Origin of the sequence: Streptococcus sanguinis SK1 = NCTC 7863 (assembly GCF_000194945.1) — a bacterium.
In the GTDB taxonomy this organism is placed as follows: domain Bacteria; phylum Bacillota; class Bacilli; order Lactobacillales; family Streptococcaceae; genus Streptococcus; species Streptococcus sanguinis.
On record NZ_GL878509.1, the window covers coordinates 224,655 to 240,987 of the forward strand.

Here is a 16,333-nt window from a genome sequence, read left to right on the forward strand (position 1 = left end):
TCTTACTCAAAGACAAACTGGTTGTGATAAAGTTCTGAGTAGAAGCCACCTAGTTTGAGGAGTTGGTGATGATCGCCCTGTTCAATGACCTCTCCGTCTTTGAGGACGATAATCTGGTCAGCATTGAGGATTGTCTTGAGACGGTGAGCAATGACAAAGCTAGTTCGGCCAGCCACAACGGCTTCCATAGCTTGCTGAATCTTACTCTCCGTCACCGTATCGACATTAGAAGTCGCTTCGTCCAAAATCAAGACTTGCGGATCCGTCAGCAATGTTCTAGCAATGGAAATCAGCTGTTTCTGCCCAGTTGAGAAAATATTCTGATCATCATCTACCAGGGTATCGTATTTGTCTGGCAGACTTTCGATATAGTCATGGATATGAGTCGCACGCGCAGCCGTTTCTACCATCTCCTGACTAGCATCCGGCACACCGAAGCGGATATTGTCCCGAATCGTACCACTAAAGAGCACCGAATCCTGCAAGACAATCCCCACATGGCTCCGTAGGCTATCTAGCTCATAATCTCGAATGTCACGACCGTCAAACTCAATGCTGCCACTATCTACATCATAAAAGCGATTGAGCAGGTTCATAATGGTCGTCTTACCTGATCCAGTAGGGCCGACAACAGCCGTCATCTTGCCCTTAGGAGCTAAAATAGATACGTCTTTGAGAATAGGCTTGCCTTCCACATAAGAGAAGTCCACATGCTTGATCTCCACGGAGTCTGTGAGCTCTGTGAATGCAGGTGCATTCTCTGGCCGGACTTCCTCCGGCGCATCAAACATCTCCTGAATCCGGTCAGCCCCTGTAAAAGCCAACTGCAAACTGCCCCAGCTGGCTGCAATCTGGATGATAGGCTGATAGTACTGCTGGGAAAACTGAGTAAAGGTGGTAATCAGGCCAACTGCAACAGCCGTTTCAACATTAGGGTCGCTCAGTAAGACAGCCGAACCAACAAAAATAACGATGGCTGTATTAATCAAATTCATCCCGTTCATGATTGGGAAGAGAAGGCCTGAAAAGGTTCGGCCTTTAAAAGTTGCTGAACGTACTCGGTCATTCTGCTCAATAAAACCTTTGATGACCTCCTCCTGCATCCCCTGAACGATAACGGTTTTCTGACCGGAAATGGTCTCGTCCATATAAGCATTGAGGCAGCCGACTTCTTTTTGCTGAAGATTGGTGTATTTCCGAGCCAGCCTAACAATGACCACTAGAAGAAGAAAAGCAACCGGCGTGCTAGCTACCGTTATCCAGGCCAATCTAGCATTTTGAACAAACATGATAATCACGAGGCCCAGATAGAGTAAGGCATTGCTCATAACCTGGATCATACTCTCGTTTAGAGCCTGCAGGATATTGTCCAAGTCGCTGGTAAAGCGCGACAGAATGTCTCCATCCTGATGGCGGTCAAAGAAAGCAACTGTCATCTTGGACAGCTTGCCAAACAGGCCCTTGCGCATCTCATTGGTCGAATGGGCAATAACTCGGGTCATCAAAACCATGTAAATCAAGCTGGAAACAGACAGGCAGACAAAGGACACCAATACACTGCCCATGACGCTGCCAAAAGTTGACAGAATCTGATCAGTCTCACCCTTCTCCGCAAAAGCCCGTCCCAGCTCAACCAAATGCTGAACAGCCTGACCGACATAAACCGGAAAAAGGACCTGAAAAACAGTCGCTGTTACCATCATCAAGAGCACAATGACAAAGGATAATTTGTAACGCTTAAAATATTGCCAGAAAAATGCAATCGTCCGCATCTTAGTCCTCCTTTCCTTTCTGAGTTTCGTAGATCTCGCGGTAGACATCGTTAGTGGCGACCAATTCTGCATGCGTCCCTTGGCCAATCAGCCGTCCTTGATCCAAGACCAGAATCTTATCTGCATGAACGACGGAGCTAATCTTTTGAGCGATGATAATTGTCGTCGTTCCCTGCAGCTCTTTGTTCAAGGCTTCTTGAACCAGCTTTTCCGATTTGGCATCCAAGGCTGAGGTCGAATCATCTAAAATCAAAATATTGGGATTGTTGACAACACCTCTGGCAATGGACATCCGCTGCTTCTGACCGCCAGAGAAGTTGCTGCCACGCTCCTCCACTGCACTGTCAAAACTCTCTTCCATACGGCTGATAAATTCACTAGCTTGGGCAATACGAGCCGCCCGCTCCATCTCAGGCAGCGAAGCGTTGAGCTTGCCCTGACGGAGATTGTCCGCAATGGTCCCGCTAAATAGAATCGCCCGCTGGAGCACGATGGAAACATTTTTACGAAGAGTTCCCTGACTAAGCTCTCGCAGATCCCGGCCGCCAATCTTGACAGAACCTTCCTGCGGGTCAAAAAGACGGGGAATCAGCTGGGCTAAGGTAGACTTACCAGCACCTGTCGCACCGACAACGCCAATCATTTGCCCCGGCTCAACCTCAAAGCTGATATCCTTTAGCATTGGCTCGTCATCATTGGGATAGGAAAAAGTCACATGCTCAAAGCTGAGGCTACCTTCTAGTTCTTCATCAGGCGAGTCTGGGAAAGCCATAGCTGGCTCCGTTGCCAATACTTCCTTGATCCGACGGATAGAAATGATCCCCCTCGTCACACCATTTCCCAAGAAGCCAACCATAATGATAGTGAAAATAATCTGGCTCAGATAACCGATAAAAGAAGCGATAGAGCTGACCAGTCCTGGCTCCGCCTGAATCATGCCAGACAGAGTCCAGATAGCCAAGTAAACAGAGCTGTAGCCGACCAACATCATCATCGGCTCAATGATTGAAAATGCATAGCCAATATAGAGATTCTCTGATAAAAGTTCATCAGACACCTGACTGAACTTATGAAACTGGTCTTCCTCCCGAACGAAGGACTTGACCACTCGCACACCACGAAGATTTTCCTTGGCAATGGCATTAATCTTATCCAAAAGAGTTTGGAATTTCTTAAAACGAGGCCCCATCATCCCCATCATGACAGCCGTTAGACCAGCTATGAGCACAATCAGCAAGAAGATAATCCACCAGAGAGAGGGCATGGTCACAATGGCCAAGATAACTGATCCGATAAAAAGAATGGGCAGTCGAAGAAGAATTTGAAAGAGCATCATAGTTACATTTTGAATCTGATTGATGTCATTCGTCATCCGCACGACTAGATTACCAGCGTTGAATTCCTCGATATTGGCATAAGAAAAGGTCTGAATCTTGCGGAAAGTCTCCTCACGGAGATCTGAAGAGACAGCCTGGGCAATGTAAGCCGCCAAGGTCACATTAATTCCTCCTGCCACCAGCCCGACAAAACCGATGCCAATCAGCCAACCGCCCATACTGTAGATGGTCTGGCTATTTTGCTCCTGCAAAGCATCTAATATGTGCTTTAAAAACCAGGGCAGTAAAAGAGAGCTGGCAATCATCAATGAGGTCATCAAAAGCGAACTCAGGGCATACCATTTATACCGTAATAGACTTTTAAAAAACATGCTTCCTCCTACTTTTTTCATATTTGACTTAGTTTCCTTACTATATCACACATAAAAACAATGTCAAGCAAGAAATTTCTTATATTATATGGTAAAATGAGATATAGACTCTAAAACCGATTTAAATTCAGACTCGGAATTTCATCATAAGGAGAAGATATGGATAAACAACGAGTTGCTGTGATTGGTCCTGGTTCTTGGGGAACGGCCTTATCACAAGTGTTAAATGACAACGGACATGAGGTTCGTATTTGGGGAAATATCGCTGAACAAATCAACGAAATCAACGACGAACACACCAATAAACGCTATTTCAAAGATATTGTACTGGACGAAAAGATCAAGGCCTATCATGACCTAGAAGAAGCTTTAAAAGATGCGGATGCTGTGCTTTTTGTCGTTCCTACCAAGGTAACCCGTCTGGTAGCCAAACAAGTAGCTCAAGCTCTGGACCACAAGGTAAAAATCATGCACGCCTCCAAGGGACTAGAGCCCAATACTCACGAACGGATTTCAACTATCCTGGAAGAAGAAATCCCTGCAGAGCTACGCAGCGAGATTGTCGTTGTCTCAGGTCCCAGCCATGCTGAGGAAACCATTGTACGCGATATTACCCTGATCACCGCTGCTTCTAAGGATCTGGAAACAGCTAAGTATGTGCAGGAGCTCTTCAGCAATCACTACTTCCGCCTATACACCAATACCGACGTTATCGGAGTGGAGACTGCAGGCGCTCTGAAAAACATCATCGCAGTCGGAGCCGGTGCTCTCCACGGATTAGGCTATGGTGACAATGCCAAGGCCGCAATTATCACACGCGGTCTAGCAGAAATCACGCGTCTAGGTGTCAAGTTAGGAGCCAATCCTCTGACTTACAGCGGCCTATCTGGTGTCGGTGACCTGATTGTCACAGGGACTTCTGTCCACTCCCGCAACTGGCGGGCCGGCAATGCTCTAGGACGCGGCGAGAAGTTAGCTGATATTGAAGCCAATATGGGCATGGTTATCGAAGGAATTTCCACCACCAAGGCTGCCTATGAACTGGCCCAAGAGCTCGATGTTTATATGCCGATTACACAGGCTATTTATAAGGTTATTTATCAAAACTGGAATATCAAAGAAGCCATTTATGAAATTATGAACAATGAATTCAAGGCTGAGAACGAATGGACTTCGTTCTAATAGAAAGGAAATAATTATGTCAAAAGTTAAGAAAGCCGTCATCCCTGCAGCTGGTCTCGGAACCCGCTTCCTGCCAGCTACTAAAGCACTAGCCAAAGAAATGTTGCCAATCGTTGACAAGCCAACCATCCAGTTTATCGTTGAGGAAGCTCTCAAATCTGGAATTGAAGATATTCTAGTTGTCACAGGTAAATCAAAACGCTCCATCGAAGACCACTTTGACTCAAACTTTGAATTAGAATACAATCTCAAAGAAAAGGGTAAAGACGATTTGCTCAAATTAGTTGATGAAACCACTGGTATCGGTCTGCACTTCATCCGTCAAAGCCATCCGCGCGGACTGGGAGATGCTGTCCTTCAGGCCAAGGCTTTCGTAGGAAACGAGCCTTTCGTTGTCATGCTTGGCGATGACCTTATGGACATCACCAATGATAAGGCTGTGCCGCTGACCAAGCAATTGATTGATGACTACGAGGCTACTCATGCTTCTACCATCGCTGTCATGCAGGTCCCTCATGATGAAGTTTCCTCTTATGGTGTGATTGCCCCTCAAGGTGAAGGTGTCAAAGGTCTCTACAGCGTGGAAACTTTCGTCGAAAAACCAAAACCTGAAGATGCACCGAGTGATTTGGCTATTATCGGCCGCTACCTGCTGACACCAGAAATTTTTGAAATCTTGGAAAAACAAGCGCCAGGTGCTGGAAATGAGATTCAGCTGACCGATGCGATTGATACTCTTAACAAGACGCAGCGCGTGTTCGCTCGCGAATTCAAGGGCGATCGCTATGATGTCGGTGACAAGTTCGGCTTTATGAAGACTTCAATCGACTACGCCCTCAAGCATCCGCAGGTCAAAGACTCCTTGAAGCAGTATATCATTGACTTGGGGCATACATTAGAGAAAAAACAAAGTAAAAAATAATTAATCCAAACAACTAGCCTTAAAAATAAAATTTCAGCTATAAAAAAAGAGGTTTTCAACCTCTTTTTTTATATTTCGCCAGTTATTTATACATACTTGTTAAATCAAGGAATGATGAAAGCCTAGAAAAATCAGAAGGGCAGCCAAGGCTAGATAGCCAAACAAGACTAGCCAGCGCTGAGCAGGTTTAAAAGCATTGCTTGAGCCTTTGATAGGGAGAATGACCGCACAGAGTATGCCACCAATCAAACCTCCCAAATGCCCCGCCAAGCTGATACTAGGCATGAAACTAAAGATGATATTGACCACAATCAAGGTCATATAAGACTGCCCCAGCTGCTGAATGTAGCTGTCACGAACGACATAATGCAGGGTCACGATAGAGGCAAAAAGTCCAAACAAGGCGGTTGAAGCTCCTGCTGATAGAGCATCCGGACTGAAAAAGAAGACAAAGATATTTCCCATTAGGCCAGACATCATATAGAGCAGAAAGAAATTTCGCGAGCCAAAAATGTCTTCTGCCTGCCGTCCAATAAAATAAAGAGTAATAACATTTACCACAAAGTGCTCCAAGCCAATATGCACAAAGATAGCAGAAAAGAGACGCCATATCTGAATAGGATTCATGATAATAGTTGGAGAATACACTGCTCCAAATTCAAAGACCGTTTGTGCTTCAGCATAAGAAAAGCCACGTAAAATAAGCATCCCCACAAAGACAAGCGTTGTCAGAATTAGCAAAATACTGGTCACAGGATATTTTTTATCATAGATGTAGTTCATAAGTCAACACCTCCTTTACTGCTATATCGTGATAATCAGGCTCAAAATCAGATTTTTGAAAACTATAGATGCTGCTGATAGACGCCCCAGCAAAATCAGCTAGATAGCGATCATAGTAGCCACCGCCGTAACCAATCCGAAAGCCTTGAGAATTGAAAACCACACCCGGCACATGAATCAGATCAATCTCCGTCTTCTCCACAGCCTCTTCGCTCATCGGCTCCATAAGGCCAAAAGAGCTCTTTTGCAGGTAACTTTCATCATAATCCACAAATATCATCCGTCCCTGGCCATAGGTTTTGGGCACTAAAACCCGCTTACCATCTAACTGAGCCTGTTTGATAAAGGCTGCAGTAGAGACTTCATGCGGCATTGAAAGATAAGTAGCGATAACCTGAGCTTTTTGATAAGCTGCTGAACTGAGCAAGTGCTGGGTCAGCCAGCTATCTGCCTGCTCTTTTTCTTTTCCTGCAAGTTTCTTCATCTGGTTCAGTACAGTTTGTCTCAGCTCTTTTTTCATGCAGCTCGTCCACCTTTTTCTTATCTTTCGTTGATTTTATAATCTAGGAATTTCCCAATCTTTTCAATAGCAAAGGGCAGTGCTGCCTCATCCGGTGTCATCTTGGGATGATGGAGGGCATAGGGACTATCCACTCCCAGCCAGAACATGACGCCCTTGACCTTGCTGAGCAGATAGCCAAAGTCCTCGCCTGTCATAGCCGGCGCAATATCAATCAGCTCCACTCCTTCTTCCTTCTGGAAAAAGTCCATTAATTCGTCTGCTAGGTCAGGATGATTTTCTACAGGCAGATAACCACCTTGCTTGAGTTCCAAGTCCAATTCCAGACCGAAACTTTGGGCTAGACCCTCTGCTATTTCCCGTAAGCGCTTCTGAGTCAAGAGGTTCATCTCCTGAGTCAGAGTCCGAATGGTGCCATGCAAAAAGGCCGTTTCTGCGATGACATTGTTGGTCGTGCCAGCATGGAGCGAACCAAAGGTCACAACCGCTCCCTCGATAGGATCGACATTGCGGCTGACAATGGTCTGCACCTGGGTGATAAAGTAGCTAGCCGCCACCAAAGCATCATTGGCTTCATGAGGAAAGGCCGCATGGCCCCCCTTCCCCTTAAAGGTCAGCTTGACTTCACAGGTGCCAGCAAAAAGCGTTCCTCTATTAGTGGCAATATCGCCAACTTTGAGATCCGGCCGCACATGGAGGCCGTAAAACTCATCCGGCAGCCAGTCGCCAAAGGCACCATCTTCATACATGAGCATTCCGCCAGCTTCATTTTCCTCAGCAGGCTGAAAGAGAAAAAGCAGATTGTGGGTAGGCTGAGTGCTCACAGCTTGCTCCAGCAGTCCTAGAGCCACCGTCATGTGCATATCGTGTCCGCAGGCATGCATCCGGCCTTCATGAGTGCTGGCAAAGTCCAGGCCTGTATCCTCCACAATCGGAAGACCATCAATATCTGTCCGCCAGCCAATCGTCTTATCTGGTGAACTTCCCTTGATAAAGACCAAAATACCAGTTCGCCAAGTTCGGATTTCCACAAAGTCTAGACCTGCTGTCAGTCCATCAATGACCTGCATCAGGTAGGCATGAGTCTTGTATTCTTCCAGACCGATTTCTGGTATCTGGTGTAAATCACGGCGAATGTTCAGATAATCAAGCATTTTTCTTTCCTTTAAAATCTTGTCAGACCTGTCAAAGTTTTGGGCTAGGCCCAATCAATTCATCTTTATGCCATTTTTAAAGAGTACGCAGGGCGTCTTCCAGAGCTGTCTTCTGCTGGGTCTTCTCGTCAATGGTCTTGATAACTCGTGCCGGAACACCAGCAACCACTACGTTTTCCGGAACATCCTGGGTCACAATCGCACCGGCCGCAACAACGGAACCACTGCCAATTTGTACACCTTCGATTACAACCGCATTGGCACCAATCAGCACATTGTCTCCAACCCGAACTGGCTCAGCACTAGCCGGCTCAATGACTCCCGCCAGAACAGCACCAGCACCGACATGACTGTTTTTTCCGACAATCGCTCGGCCGCCCAGAATAGCGCCCATATCAATCATGGTCCCAGCACCAATCTCCGCACCGATATTGATGACCGCCCCCATCATGATGACAGCATTGTCGCCAATTTCAACTTGGTCTCGAATAATAGCGCCCGGCTCAATGCGGGCATTGATGTCACGCTTATCCAAAAGCGGCACCGCTGAGTTGCGGGCATCCTGCTCTACGACATAAGTCTTATTTTCCTCTAAGTTCGCTAGGAGCGGCTTGATTTCTTCCCAGTCTCCAAAAAGAACATTGCCTAACTTCACAACAGACCAAGGGATTGATCCGTGCAATTCTCCATCAAAGGTTACCTTGACCGGAGTTTTTTTCTTGGCATCAGCGATAAATTTGATAATTTCTTGAGCGTTCATTTTAGTAGCAGACATGATTTTTCCCTCGATTCGTGAATGATTTAGCCTTTTAGTTTGTTTATCTTCGCAATCTCCAACAACTTGAAGAACAATTGAAGTAAACCAAGAAGCTTGATTAGACAATATTATAACACAAAAAAGGGGATTGCAAAACTCCTATAAGACTCTCTACATGAGATACAGATTGTAAAAAGACACGAACTCTCGTCCGTGCCCAACAAAGCAATTCCAAACTTATATACCAACGATATTATTTAATTCTTTCGTTCAAAATGTTCCCACTGTTGGCATCAATGGTCATTTTAATCTTTTGCGTACCATTCAGAGCTTCCAGCTTGTATGACAAGCACTCCTATTCATTTATTCTATTTAGAAAGATTACTCAATAGGTACTGTCCATTTTCCTGACGGATAAAAGTCAAAGTTATCTCCTTATTTGAAGAGGTTTCATAGTTTACAAGCATCTTCGGCTCTGATTCACTATCCCCATAAACTGAGATATGTTGATATTCTGGGTATTCCTTGATTACTTCTTTAAAGGAAGAACCGCCCTCGCCTGTTTCCGCATCACCTGTCTTTAAGCTCTCTGTAATCTGGCTAGATACCTTTTTATTATAGCCATCACTGCCGGGCATAATACTCATACCCTGAAGATGGTAGCTGCCATCCTCGTGTTTCATAAAGGTCAGAGTGGTGTAACTAGAGTCAGGTAACCAAGACAATGAGAGTCCTTCTTCCTGAAACGTCACACTGCTAGCCAAGCCAAAATCTTTGACTACTTGTTCAGGGGTCAATCCTTCATCATCCGCACTAACAATGCTCAGCTTTTCAAGGTCTTTCACTTCCCACTCATACACATCCTCTTTTGACGGAGCCACAAAAGAAGCAACATCGCTTTGATGTCCCTTTCGAGACAGACTTGGCACACTTCCCCCACCCATAAAATCATTTAGGAAATAGCCGCCAAGACCTCCTAGCAATAGTCCCGCTGCCAGACCTATTCCTAAAAATCCTATCAGCTTGCCCGTACTATTTTTCTTTGGCTCTGGACTTGGCTGGCCAGCGAAGTTTGCAGCTTGCTGTGGTCCGGTAAAGTTCTGACCAGCTGGATTAAATCCCTGAGGAATTTCTTTTTGAAAAGCAGGATTTCCCCAATTATCCTGCTGAGGCATCTGCTGCTGAGGGGCGTCGAAAAATGGTTGCTGAACACCAAAATCTTGATTAGGAATCGGCATTTCAGGACCGCCCCCTTCTGTTGGAAGAGGCTGCTCCTCTGTTGAGTTAGCTACAAATTGTCCTGAGTCTGATGACTGGACTTGCTGTGGGTACGGAGCCAATCCTTCTAAAGATTGTTCCTGCGGTTTATTTTGTTCTGACATCGTTTCTCCTTTTATTATTTGAGTTCTATTTTATTTATTGGCAGTAGTGGACAAAAGATAGTTTCCGTCCTCCTGCTGAACGAATAACAACCTATAAGTTCCATCATTAGGAGCGTCATAAGCCACCTCCATAATGGTTTGACTAGTATCCTCACTGAAATCTTCATCTACACGAATAGAGATACTCCTCGGACTGCCATATTCCTTAAAAACTTCCTTATAGGAAATGCCATCCTTACCAGTCTTTGCATCACCTTTTTTCAATTTTTCAAAGTAATCAGCCGCCATCGCTTCGTCCTCAGCATTATGCTTGCTTCCTTCAAAGCGAATATTATAGATATGAAGGCTATTCAGATAGAAACCATCTTTTTTCTTCTCAAAATCCAGAGAAGCAGTTTGATCTGTATAATAAACTGGCCAGTCCTCCTCATCATCAGAATCTTGAAGCGTTCCCCACTCTAAATCAAGGCTGTCACGAGAGATTTCTTCTTTTAAAGCCTTGCCATATTTATCAAGAATATCTTCCACAGAAGTACCATTCGTATCTGTCTGAATAGTATTGAACCGTAACTCTGACAAACTATCAATGTCCCACTTGAACTCAGTAGTATCAGGGTCAATGTACTGATTTGATTGATCTCTCTTTGATTCCCTAGCATCTGCCAAAGGATGAAGTACAGGATATTCTCCTTTGATAACATCCGCTACTCCCATTCCATAACCCCAGATTCCCCCTCCGATTAGTCCAAGACCAAGAGAGAGCAAGGCTCCGCCTATCAGGATTCCTTTCCAAGATTTATTCTTGGTCAAAGGTGGGGTTGGTCCCTGCGGACTTGAAACATGGCCTTGCTGAGATTGAAAATGATGCGGGAATTTCTCTTGCGACTGAGCATTCCTTGAAGGCTCAAAAGAATGCTGTGTTTGCTGTTCTGTCAATCTTCTTTCCTCTTTCTTGTTTATTTCCAATAGTCTTATCAGTTCTCTTTTAATAACGAAATGCTTTGAAAGCAGTCAGTTACAAAAGATAAACTAAATAACTAAAAACTTACATTTCCTCTGACTTTATATATAAGAAATTTCCATCTGGCTGGCCTACAAACAATAGGTATTCATAACCATCTTCTGTTTTATAAGTCACCTCAGCAATCAGACGATTGGAGATAATCTTATTATCTACGTCACGTTCGGTTGTGATGACAATTTCTGACGGAACAGGATGCTTCTTCAGGACCTCTGATAAAGCTGTTCCTCCTTCACCCGTTTCCTTGTCTCCTTCTTTCAAACGTTCAAGGTCTTTGGGAGATAATACGCTCCAATCCGTCGTTTCCTTCCCTTTTCTATATTCTTTAAAAGAATCTCCAACTACCACTTGCTTCAGATAGTAATTCTGGTCAACTTTATCAAATTGAAAAGAAATATTTTGCTCCTTGTCCCTGACAGAAGGGCCCCATCGAAGTAACAGACGATTACGATCATATTCTGCTGAACTAGCCAAGCCATAAGTTTCAACGATTTGATCAGCCGTCAGACCTAATCCTTCATCATTTGTATAGCTCAACCGTCCCAAGTCTTTCAAAGTCCAATTAAACTGAACCGACTGCTCGTCTGTAGTAAAGCTGTCACTCTTGTCTTTGGCTTCTTCCTGAGCCTTACTTAAACGTTTAATCCTTTGAATATCCTTATTTGTCTGCGCCTGCTTGCCGATAAAATAAGCTGAACCGCTGCCAATCAAAAGACCAATTATAATAGCAAAAACTGAAAGTCCTATGACTTTTCCGATATTGCCTTTCTTATCAGGTAATTCTTGCGGCTGAATCTGCTGGAAATTCCCTTGCATTGGCTGGCTAGTTTGATTTTCTTGCCAAGCCCCTTGCACTTGACCTTGTCCATCTTTATCTGACATGGTTTTCTCCTTATCATTTTTGTTGATTTGTCATATTGCGAAAATATTGAAAAACAATGACAAATTTTACAATATTATAACATAAATTATTCTTCCAATCAAAAAACCTCCCCTAAGGGAGGCTGCGTTTCGTATTACAAACGTGCATTCAATTCTTTGCTCAATTCTTCAAACCCCGGTTTACCAAGAAGGGCAAACATATTTCTCTTGTAGGCTTCAACCCCTGGTTGGTCAAAAGGGTTAATTGCATTCAAGTAACCTGAAAGGGCAATGGCCAATTCGAAGAAGTAGATAGTGTAGCCAAGAGTGAAAGCGTCTTGCTCTGGAAGAGTCACGTACATGTTTGGTACGTCACCATCAGTGTGGGCAAGAAGAACACCGTCAGTTGCTTTTTTGTTAACGAAGTCAACATCTTTTCCTTGAAGGTAACCAAGTCCGTCAAGGTCTTCTTCCAAGCTAGGGATAATCACGTTTTTACGTGGTTTATCAACACGGACAACTGTTTCAAACATGATGCGAGTTCCTTCTTGGATAAATTGACCCAATGAGTGCAAGTCAGTTGAGAAGTTTGCTGAAGTTGGGTAGATCCCTTTTTGATCTTTCCCTTCTGATTCACCAGCCAATTGTTTCCACCATTCTGAGAAGTATTGAAGTGATGGCTCGTAGTTTACCAAGATTTCAGTAGCATAGCCTTTGCGGTAAAGGATGTTACGAACGGCTGCGTATTGGTAAGCTTCATTTTCTGAAAGTTTGTCTGAAGTGTAATCTTTACGAGCTGCATTGGCACCTTCCATAAGAGCTTTGATATCTGCTCCTGATGCTGCGATTGGAAGCAATCCAACTGCTGTCAATACTGAGAAGCGTCCACCGATGTCATCTGGAACAACAAATGTTTCCCAACCATTAGCATCTGCTTCAACCTTAACAGCACCTTTTTGGCGGTCAGTTGTAGCGTAGATACGTTTGTTAGCTTCTTCTTGACCGTATTTCTTAACCAAGAGTTCTTTGAAGACGCGGAAAGCAATAGCTGGTTCAGTTGTTGTACCTGATTTAGAAATCACGTTTACTGAGAAGTCTTTGTCTGCAACATACTCTACCAAGTCAGCAAGGTAAGTAGATGAAATTGAGTTTCCAGCGTAAAGGATTTGTGGCGCTTTGCGTTCTTCTTTTGTTTGCAAGTTAGCAAAGTGGTGATTCAAGAAGTCAATGGCTGCTTTGGCACCAAGGTAAGATCCACCGATACCAATCACAACCAAGACATCGCTGTCTGATTTGATTTGCTCAGCAGCTTTCAAAATGCGGTCGAATTCTTCACGGTCATAGTTTTCAGGAAGGTCCAACCATCCCAAAAAGTCGCTTCCAGCACCAGTTCCTTTGCGGATCAATTCATCTGCTGCTGTTACTTGTGATTGCATATACTCCACTTCATGTGGGGCAACAAATTTATCTAAAACTTTTGAATAATCAAATTTAATATGTGACATGATATTCCTCCATTTTTTATTCCACTCTATCATATCGCTTTCATACTTATTTAGCAAGTAATTTATTGTTTTAAAACGCTTCCAATTTAATTTTTTATAAATGAGCTAATCCTAGTAGCCATCTGAAAGCAATCGTTTGCGTAAGTCAACAAATTTTAGGCCTATTGAGAAGAATATTTTCGATTGACAAGAAAACCAATATGCTTCTTAAGATTGAATGTCAGCTGAATTCATTTCAGATCCGTTCGAACTAGATTCACTGCTCCAATATTCATCTGCGCCTTGCAGGCTTGATTCATTCAACATCGGAACCTAGTTCTAGCTTCGCTCAAACTGCGTCAATGTCTCTAAACTCATCTTCCTCCTTCGGAGTTGATTCGTTAAGAGGCATAGAAAAAGAGCACACAGCTTACATCGCTTAGGGCTGCTGGATTCCTCCCCTGACCCGCTTCACGCAAAACTGTTGCTCCATGAATAGTATATCACATTTTTTTACTTTTGGCGACGATTTCTAAAAAAATCTTGCATGATTTGAGCACACTCTTCTTGGAGGACACCTGTCTCCACCTCTACTCGGTGATTCAGGCGCTCATCCGTCAGAATATCATAAAGGCTGCCAGCTGCTCCAAACTTTTGATTTGCTGCTCCGTAAATCACATGGGGTATGCGTGCTAGACCTATCGCTCCGCTACACATGACACATGGCTCAATAGTCACAAAAAGCGTTGTATCCAGCAAGCGCCAGCTATTTTCATGCCGATTCGCCTCTTCGATAGCCATTATTTCCGCATGCATAACAGCCCGTTGCAGCTCCTCACGTGCATTGTGACCGCGGCCGATAATCTTACCTTCTTTAACCAAAACACAGCCGATAGGAATTTCATCATGAGCTAGGGCAATCTCCGCCTCCTTTAAAGCTTCCCGCATAAATGCTTCTTTTTCTTCAATCGTATAATTCATCATTGTCTTTCTAAAACTATAGTCGTCTATCTCATTATACCACAAGCCTGCTGCACTTCTCAGAAAAAATAAAAGCCACCACTGAGGTGACTTTCAGGAGATTATTATGAAAAAGTTTAGGATTTTTAAACAAAGTTAGGAGGTCTTTGTTTATGCTATTAGCATAAAATATATATCTTAAATGAATCTTAAGATGAAATTTTCTTACAAAAAAGCACAAGAAGCAATTTCCTTGTGCTGACTTTTTTATAAATTAGACCAGACGCTTTCCAAGATATTGGTCTGCTCACGACCAGGACCGACTGAGAAGGTAGAAATGCGAACGCCAACCAGCTCACTCACTCGGCGAACATAGTTACGGGCATTTTCTGGCAAGTCTTCCAGACTGCGGACTCCAGTGATGTCCTCTGACCAGCCTGGCAGCTCTTCGTAAATCGGCTTGCAGCGCTTGAGCTGTTCCAGACTAGCTGGGTAGTGGTCGATTCTTTGGCCATCCAAGTCATAAGCTACACAGATTTTCACTGTATCCAGACCACTCAAGACATCGATGGAGTTAAGCGAAAGATTGGTAATCCCTGATACACGGCGGCTATGGCGCATAACAACCGAGTCAAACCAACCTACCCGACGTGGGCGACCAGTGGTAGTGCCATATTCGTGGCCGATATCACGAATGCGGTCACCAACTTCATCAAAAAGCTCTGTTGGGAATGGTCCATCTCCGACCCGACTGGTGTAGGCCTTGCAGACACCAACTACCTTGTCAATTTTGCTCGGACCAACACCGGAACCGATGGTGACTCCCCCTGCAACTGGATTAGAAGAAGTTACAAATGGATAAGTCCCTTGGTCAATATCCAGCATAACCCCTTGAGCCCCTTCAAAGAGCACTCGTTTCCCTTGATCCAGCGCATCGTTGAGGATAACAGAAGTGTCCGTCACATACTGCTTGATTTGCTGACCATATTCATAATATTCTTCAAAAATATCATCAAAGCTGATTGCTGTACTATCGTACAACTTCTCAAAGAGGCGGTTTTTCTCAGCTAGATTCCGCTCCAAGCGCTCTCTGAAAATATCTTTATCCAAAAGGTCAGCAATGCGGATACCGACACGAGCAGCCTTGTCCATATAGGCAGGGCCGATTCCCTTGATTGTCGTCCCGATTTTATTGTCACCTTTTGCTTCTTCCTGCAGACGATCCAACTCGATATGGTAAGGCAGGATGACATGCGCTCGATCAGAGATACGAAGGTTGTCTGTCGTCACACCCTCTTCATGCAGATAGTTCAATTCTTTGACCAGAGATTTAGGATTAACCACCATTCCATTTCCTATAACAGAGATTTTTTCTGGGAAGAAAATCCCTGACGGAATCAGGTGCAGCTTGTACTTCTTGCCATCAATCACGATGGTATGGCCGGCATTGTCACCACCCTGATAGCGGGCAATCACTTCGGCATTGGCTGAAAGGAAGTCTGTAATCTTCCCTTTTCCTTCATCTCCCCACTGGGTTCCTACAACAACTACTGATGTCATAATTCTGTCTGAGCTGAAGCAGCTCTTCCTTTCTTGAAAAGCAGGCAGGAATCTCACCTGCGATTATGTTTTATACCTCATTATATGAAAAATTTAACAATTTTTCAAGGTGGGATCCATTCTTGATTTGCTTTTTCCTTTTTGAAAACGAATTAAATTTTCACAAAATCTGTATTTTCTGAAATTTATTAGTTTATTAAAAATAAAAGTTCGGAATTTTTGTAAAATCGTAGCGAAAATTTGTTTTCTTTTTCTGTTTGTAATAGA

The 16,333-nt window shown here is 44.0% G+C and carries 14 protein-coding genes, 1 other RNA gene and 2 pseudogenes; 2 read left to right on the plus strand and 15 right to left on the minus strand.

Going from position 1 to position 16,333, the window contains the following annotated elements:
• Positions 1 to 2: 2 nt before the first annotated feature.
• The 4 genes and pseudogenes from HMPREF9378_RS11895 to HMPREF9378_RS02635 all read right to left on the minus strand — a co-directional run bounded on the left by HMPREF9378_RS11895 (position 3) and on the right by HMPREF9378_RS02635 (position 3,480).
• Positions 3 to 791, minus strand: coding sequence for an ABC transporter ATP-binding protein (locus tag HMPREF9378_RS11895; RefSeq protein ID WP_373276230.1), 789 nt, complete (start codon positions 789 to 791; stop codon positions 3 to 5).
• Positions 792 to 926: 135 nt separating this feature from the next.
• A pseudogene (locus HMPREF9378_RS11900) lies at positions 927 to 1,658 on the minus strand (ABC transporter permease); the annotation flags it as partial.
• A pseudogene (locus HMPREF9378_RS11905) lies at positions 1,634 to 1,772 on the minus strand (ABC transporter ATP-binding protein); the annotation flags it as partial. The pseudogenes HMPREF9378_RS11905 and HMPREF9378_RS11900, both read right to left, overlap by 25 nt.
• A 1-nt stretch (position 1,773) precedes the next feature.
• On the minus strand, positions 1,774 to 3,480 hold the full coding sequence (locus tag HMPREF9378_RS02635; RefSeq protein ID WP_032910568.1) for an ABC transporter ATP-binding protein: 1,707 nt from the start codon (positions 3,478 to 3,480) through the stop codon (positions 1,774 to 1,776).
• A gap of 159 nt (positions 3,481 to 3,639) precedes the next feature.
• On the opposite strand from HMPREF9378_RS02635, the gene HMPREF9378_RS02630 reads away from it, so the two are divergent.
• Together HMPREF9378_RS02630 and galU are read left to right on the plus strand one after the other, a co-directional pair.
• Positions 3,640 to 4,662, plus strand: a complete 1,023-nt coding sequence (locus tag HMPREF9378_RS02630) for an NAD(P)H-dependent glycerol-3-phosphate dehydrogenase (protein WP_002902119.1) — start codon at positions 3,640 to 3,642, stop codon at positions 4,660 to 4,662.
• Between the two features lie 16 nt (positions 4,663 to 4,678).
• Positions 4,679 to 5,584 carry a UTP--glucose-1-phosphate uridylyltransferase GalU gene (gene galU / locus HMPREF9378_RS02625; RefSeq protein ID WP_002893959.1) on the plus strand — a complete coding sequence of 302 codons (906 nt, stop codon included), beginning with the start codon at positions 4,679 to 4,681 and terminating at the stop codon, positions 5,582 to 5,584.
• Positions 5,585 to 5,683: 99 nt separating this feature from the next.
• Here galU and HMPREF9378_RS02620 read toward each other — a convergent pair whose 3' ends face one another.
• The 11 genes from HMPREF9378_RS02620 to HMPREF9378_RS02575 form a co-directional block, all read right to left on the minus strand.
• Positions 5,684 to 6,367 carry a rhomboid family intramembrane serine protease gene (locus HMPREF9378_RS02620; RefSeq protein WP_002902117.1) on the minus strand — a complete coding sequence of 228 codons (684 nt, stop codon included), beginning with the start codon at positions 6,365 to 6,367 and terminating at the stop codon, positions 5,684 to 5,686.
• Entirely contained in the window at positions 6,351 to 6,887 is a 537-nt protein-coding gene (locus HMPREF9378_RS02615) for a 5-formyltetrahydrofolate cyclo-ligase (protein WP_002914127.1), read from the minus strand. The genes HMPREF9378_RS02620 and HMPREF9378_RS02615 overlap by 17 nt, the downstream gene beginning before the upstream one ends.
• A 20-nt stretch (positions 6,888 to 6,907) precedes the next feature.
• Positions 6,908 to 8,041, minus strand: coding sequence for an N-acetyldiaminopimelate deacetylase (locus HMPREF9378_RS02610; RefSeq protein WP_032910570.1), 1,134 nt, complete (start codon positions 8,039 to 8,041; stop codon positions 6,908 to 6,910).
• Positions 8,042 to 8,117: 76 nt separating this feature from the next.
• Positions 8,118 to 8,816 (minus strand): 2,3,4,5-tetrahydropyridine-2,6-dicarboxylate N-acetyltransferase, encoded by a 699-nt coding sequence (gene dapD / locus HMPREF9378_RS02605; RefSeq protein ID WP_002905478.1) that lies wholly within the window; start codon positions 8,814 to 8,816, stop codon positions 8,118 to 8,120.
• Positions 8,817 to 9,166: 350 nt separating this feature from the next.
• Positions 9,167 to 10,180, minus strand: a complete 1,014-nt coding sequence (locus HMPREF9378_RS02600; RefSeq protein WP_002914131.1) for a hypothetical protein — start codon at positions 10,178 to 10,180, stop codon at positions 9,167 to 9,169.
• A 30-nt stretch (positions 10,181 to 10,210) separates the two neighbouring features.
• On the minus strand, positions 10,211 to 11,146 hold the full coding sequence (locus HMPREF9378_RS02595) for a hypothetical protein (RefSeq protein WP_002914132.1): 936 nt from the start codon (positions 11,144 to 11,146) through the stop codon (positions 10,211 to 10,213).
• A 79-nt stretch (positions 11,147 to 11,225) separates the two neighbouring features.
• Positions 11,226 to 12,083: a hypothetical protein gene (locus tag HMPREF9378_RS02590; protein WP_002914133.1), complete on the minus strand. Its 858-nt coding sequence runs from the start codon at positions 12,081 to 12,083 to the stop codon at positions 11,226 to 11,228.
• Between the two features lie 134 nt (positions 12,084 to 12,217).
• Positions 12,218 to 13,567 carry a glucose-6-phosphate isomerase gene (locus HMPREF9378_RS02585; protein ID WP_032911308.1) on the minus strand — a complete coding sequence of 450 codons (1,350 nt, stop codon included), beginning with the start codon at positions 13,565 to 13,567 and terminating at the stop codon, positions 12,218 to 12,220.
• A 382-nt stretch (positions 13,568 to 13,949) separates the two neighbouring features.
• An RNA gene (gene ffs / locus HMPREF9378_RS11345) (signal recognition particle sRNA small type) lies at positions 13,950 to 14,047 on the minus strand.
• A gap of 12 nt (positions 14,048 to 14,059) precedes the next feature.
• Complete coding sequence (gene tadA / locus HMPREF9378_RS02580; RefSeq protein WP_002914134.1) at positions 14,060 to 14,530, minus strand: tRNA adenosine(34) deaminase TadA; 471 nt, start codon at positions 14,528 to 14,530, stop codon at positions 14,060 to 14,062.
• A gap of 243 nt (positions 14,531 to 14,773) precedes the next feature.
• A complete protein-coding gene (locus tag HMPREF9378_RS02575) occupies positions 14,774 to 16,066 on the minus strand; it encodes an adenylosuccinate synthase (protein WP_002899212.1) in 1,293 nt (430 codons plus the stop codon).
• Positions 16,067 to 16,333: the final 267 nt, after the last annotated feature.

Bases quoted from the DNA above. Each gene is read 5' to 3' on its own strand.
- HMPREF9378_RS02630 (WP_002902119.1), top strand. From the start codon at position 3,640: ATGGATAAACAACGAGTTGCTGTGATTGGTCCTGGTTCTTGGGGAACG.
- HMPREF9378_RS02600 (WP_002914131.1), bottom strand. From the start codon at position 10,180: ATGTCAGAACAAAATAAACCGCAGGAACAATCTTTAGAAGGATTGGCT.
- galU (WP_002893959.1), top strand. From the start codon at position 4,679: ATGTCAAAAGTTAAGAAAGCCGTCATCCCTGCAGCTGGTCTCGGAACC.
- HMPREF9378_RS02590 (WP_002914133.1), bottom strand. From the start codon at position 12,083: ATGTCAGATAAAGATGGACAAGGTCAAGTGCAAGGGGCTTGGCAAGAA.
- tadA (WP_002914134.1), bottom strand. From the start codon at position 14,530: ATGATGAATTATACGATTGAAGAAAAAGAAGCATTTATGCGGGAAGCT.
- dapD (WP_002905478.1), bottom strand. From the start codon at position 8,816: ATGTCTGCTACTAAAATGAACGCTCAAGAAATTATCAAATTTATCGCT.
- HMPREF9378_RS02575 (WP_002899212.1), bottom strand. From the start codon at position 16,066: ATGACATCAGTAGTTGTTGTAGGAACCCAGTGGGGAGATGAAGGAAAA.
- HMPREF9378_RS11895 (WP_373276230.1), bottom strand. From the start codon at position 791: ATGTTTGATGCGCCGGAGGAAGTCCGGCCAGAGAATGCACCTGCATTC.
- HMPREF9378_RS02635 (WP_032910568.1), bottom strand. From the start codon at position 3,480: ATGTTTTTTAAAAGTCTATTACGGTATAAATGGTATGCCCTGAGTTCG.
- HMPREF9378_RS02615 (WP_002914127.1), bottom strand. From the start codon at position 6,887: ATGAAAAAAGAGCTGAGACAAACTGTACTGAACCAGATGAAGAAACTT.
- HMPREF9378_RS02610 (WP_032910570.1), bottom strand. From the start codon at position 8,041: ATGCTTGATTATCTGAACATTCGCCGTGATTTACACCAGATACCAGAA.
- HMPREF9378_RS02585 (WP_032911308.1), bottom strand. From the start codon at position 13,567: ATGTCACATATTAAATTTGATTATTCAAAAGTTTTAGATAAATTTGTT.
- HMPREF9378_RS02620 (WP_002902117.1), bottom strand. From the start codon at position 6,367: ATGAACTACATCTATGATAAAAAATATCCTGTGACCAGTATTTTGCTA.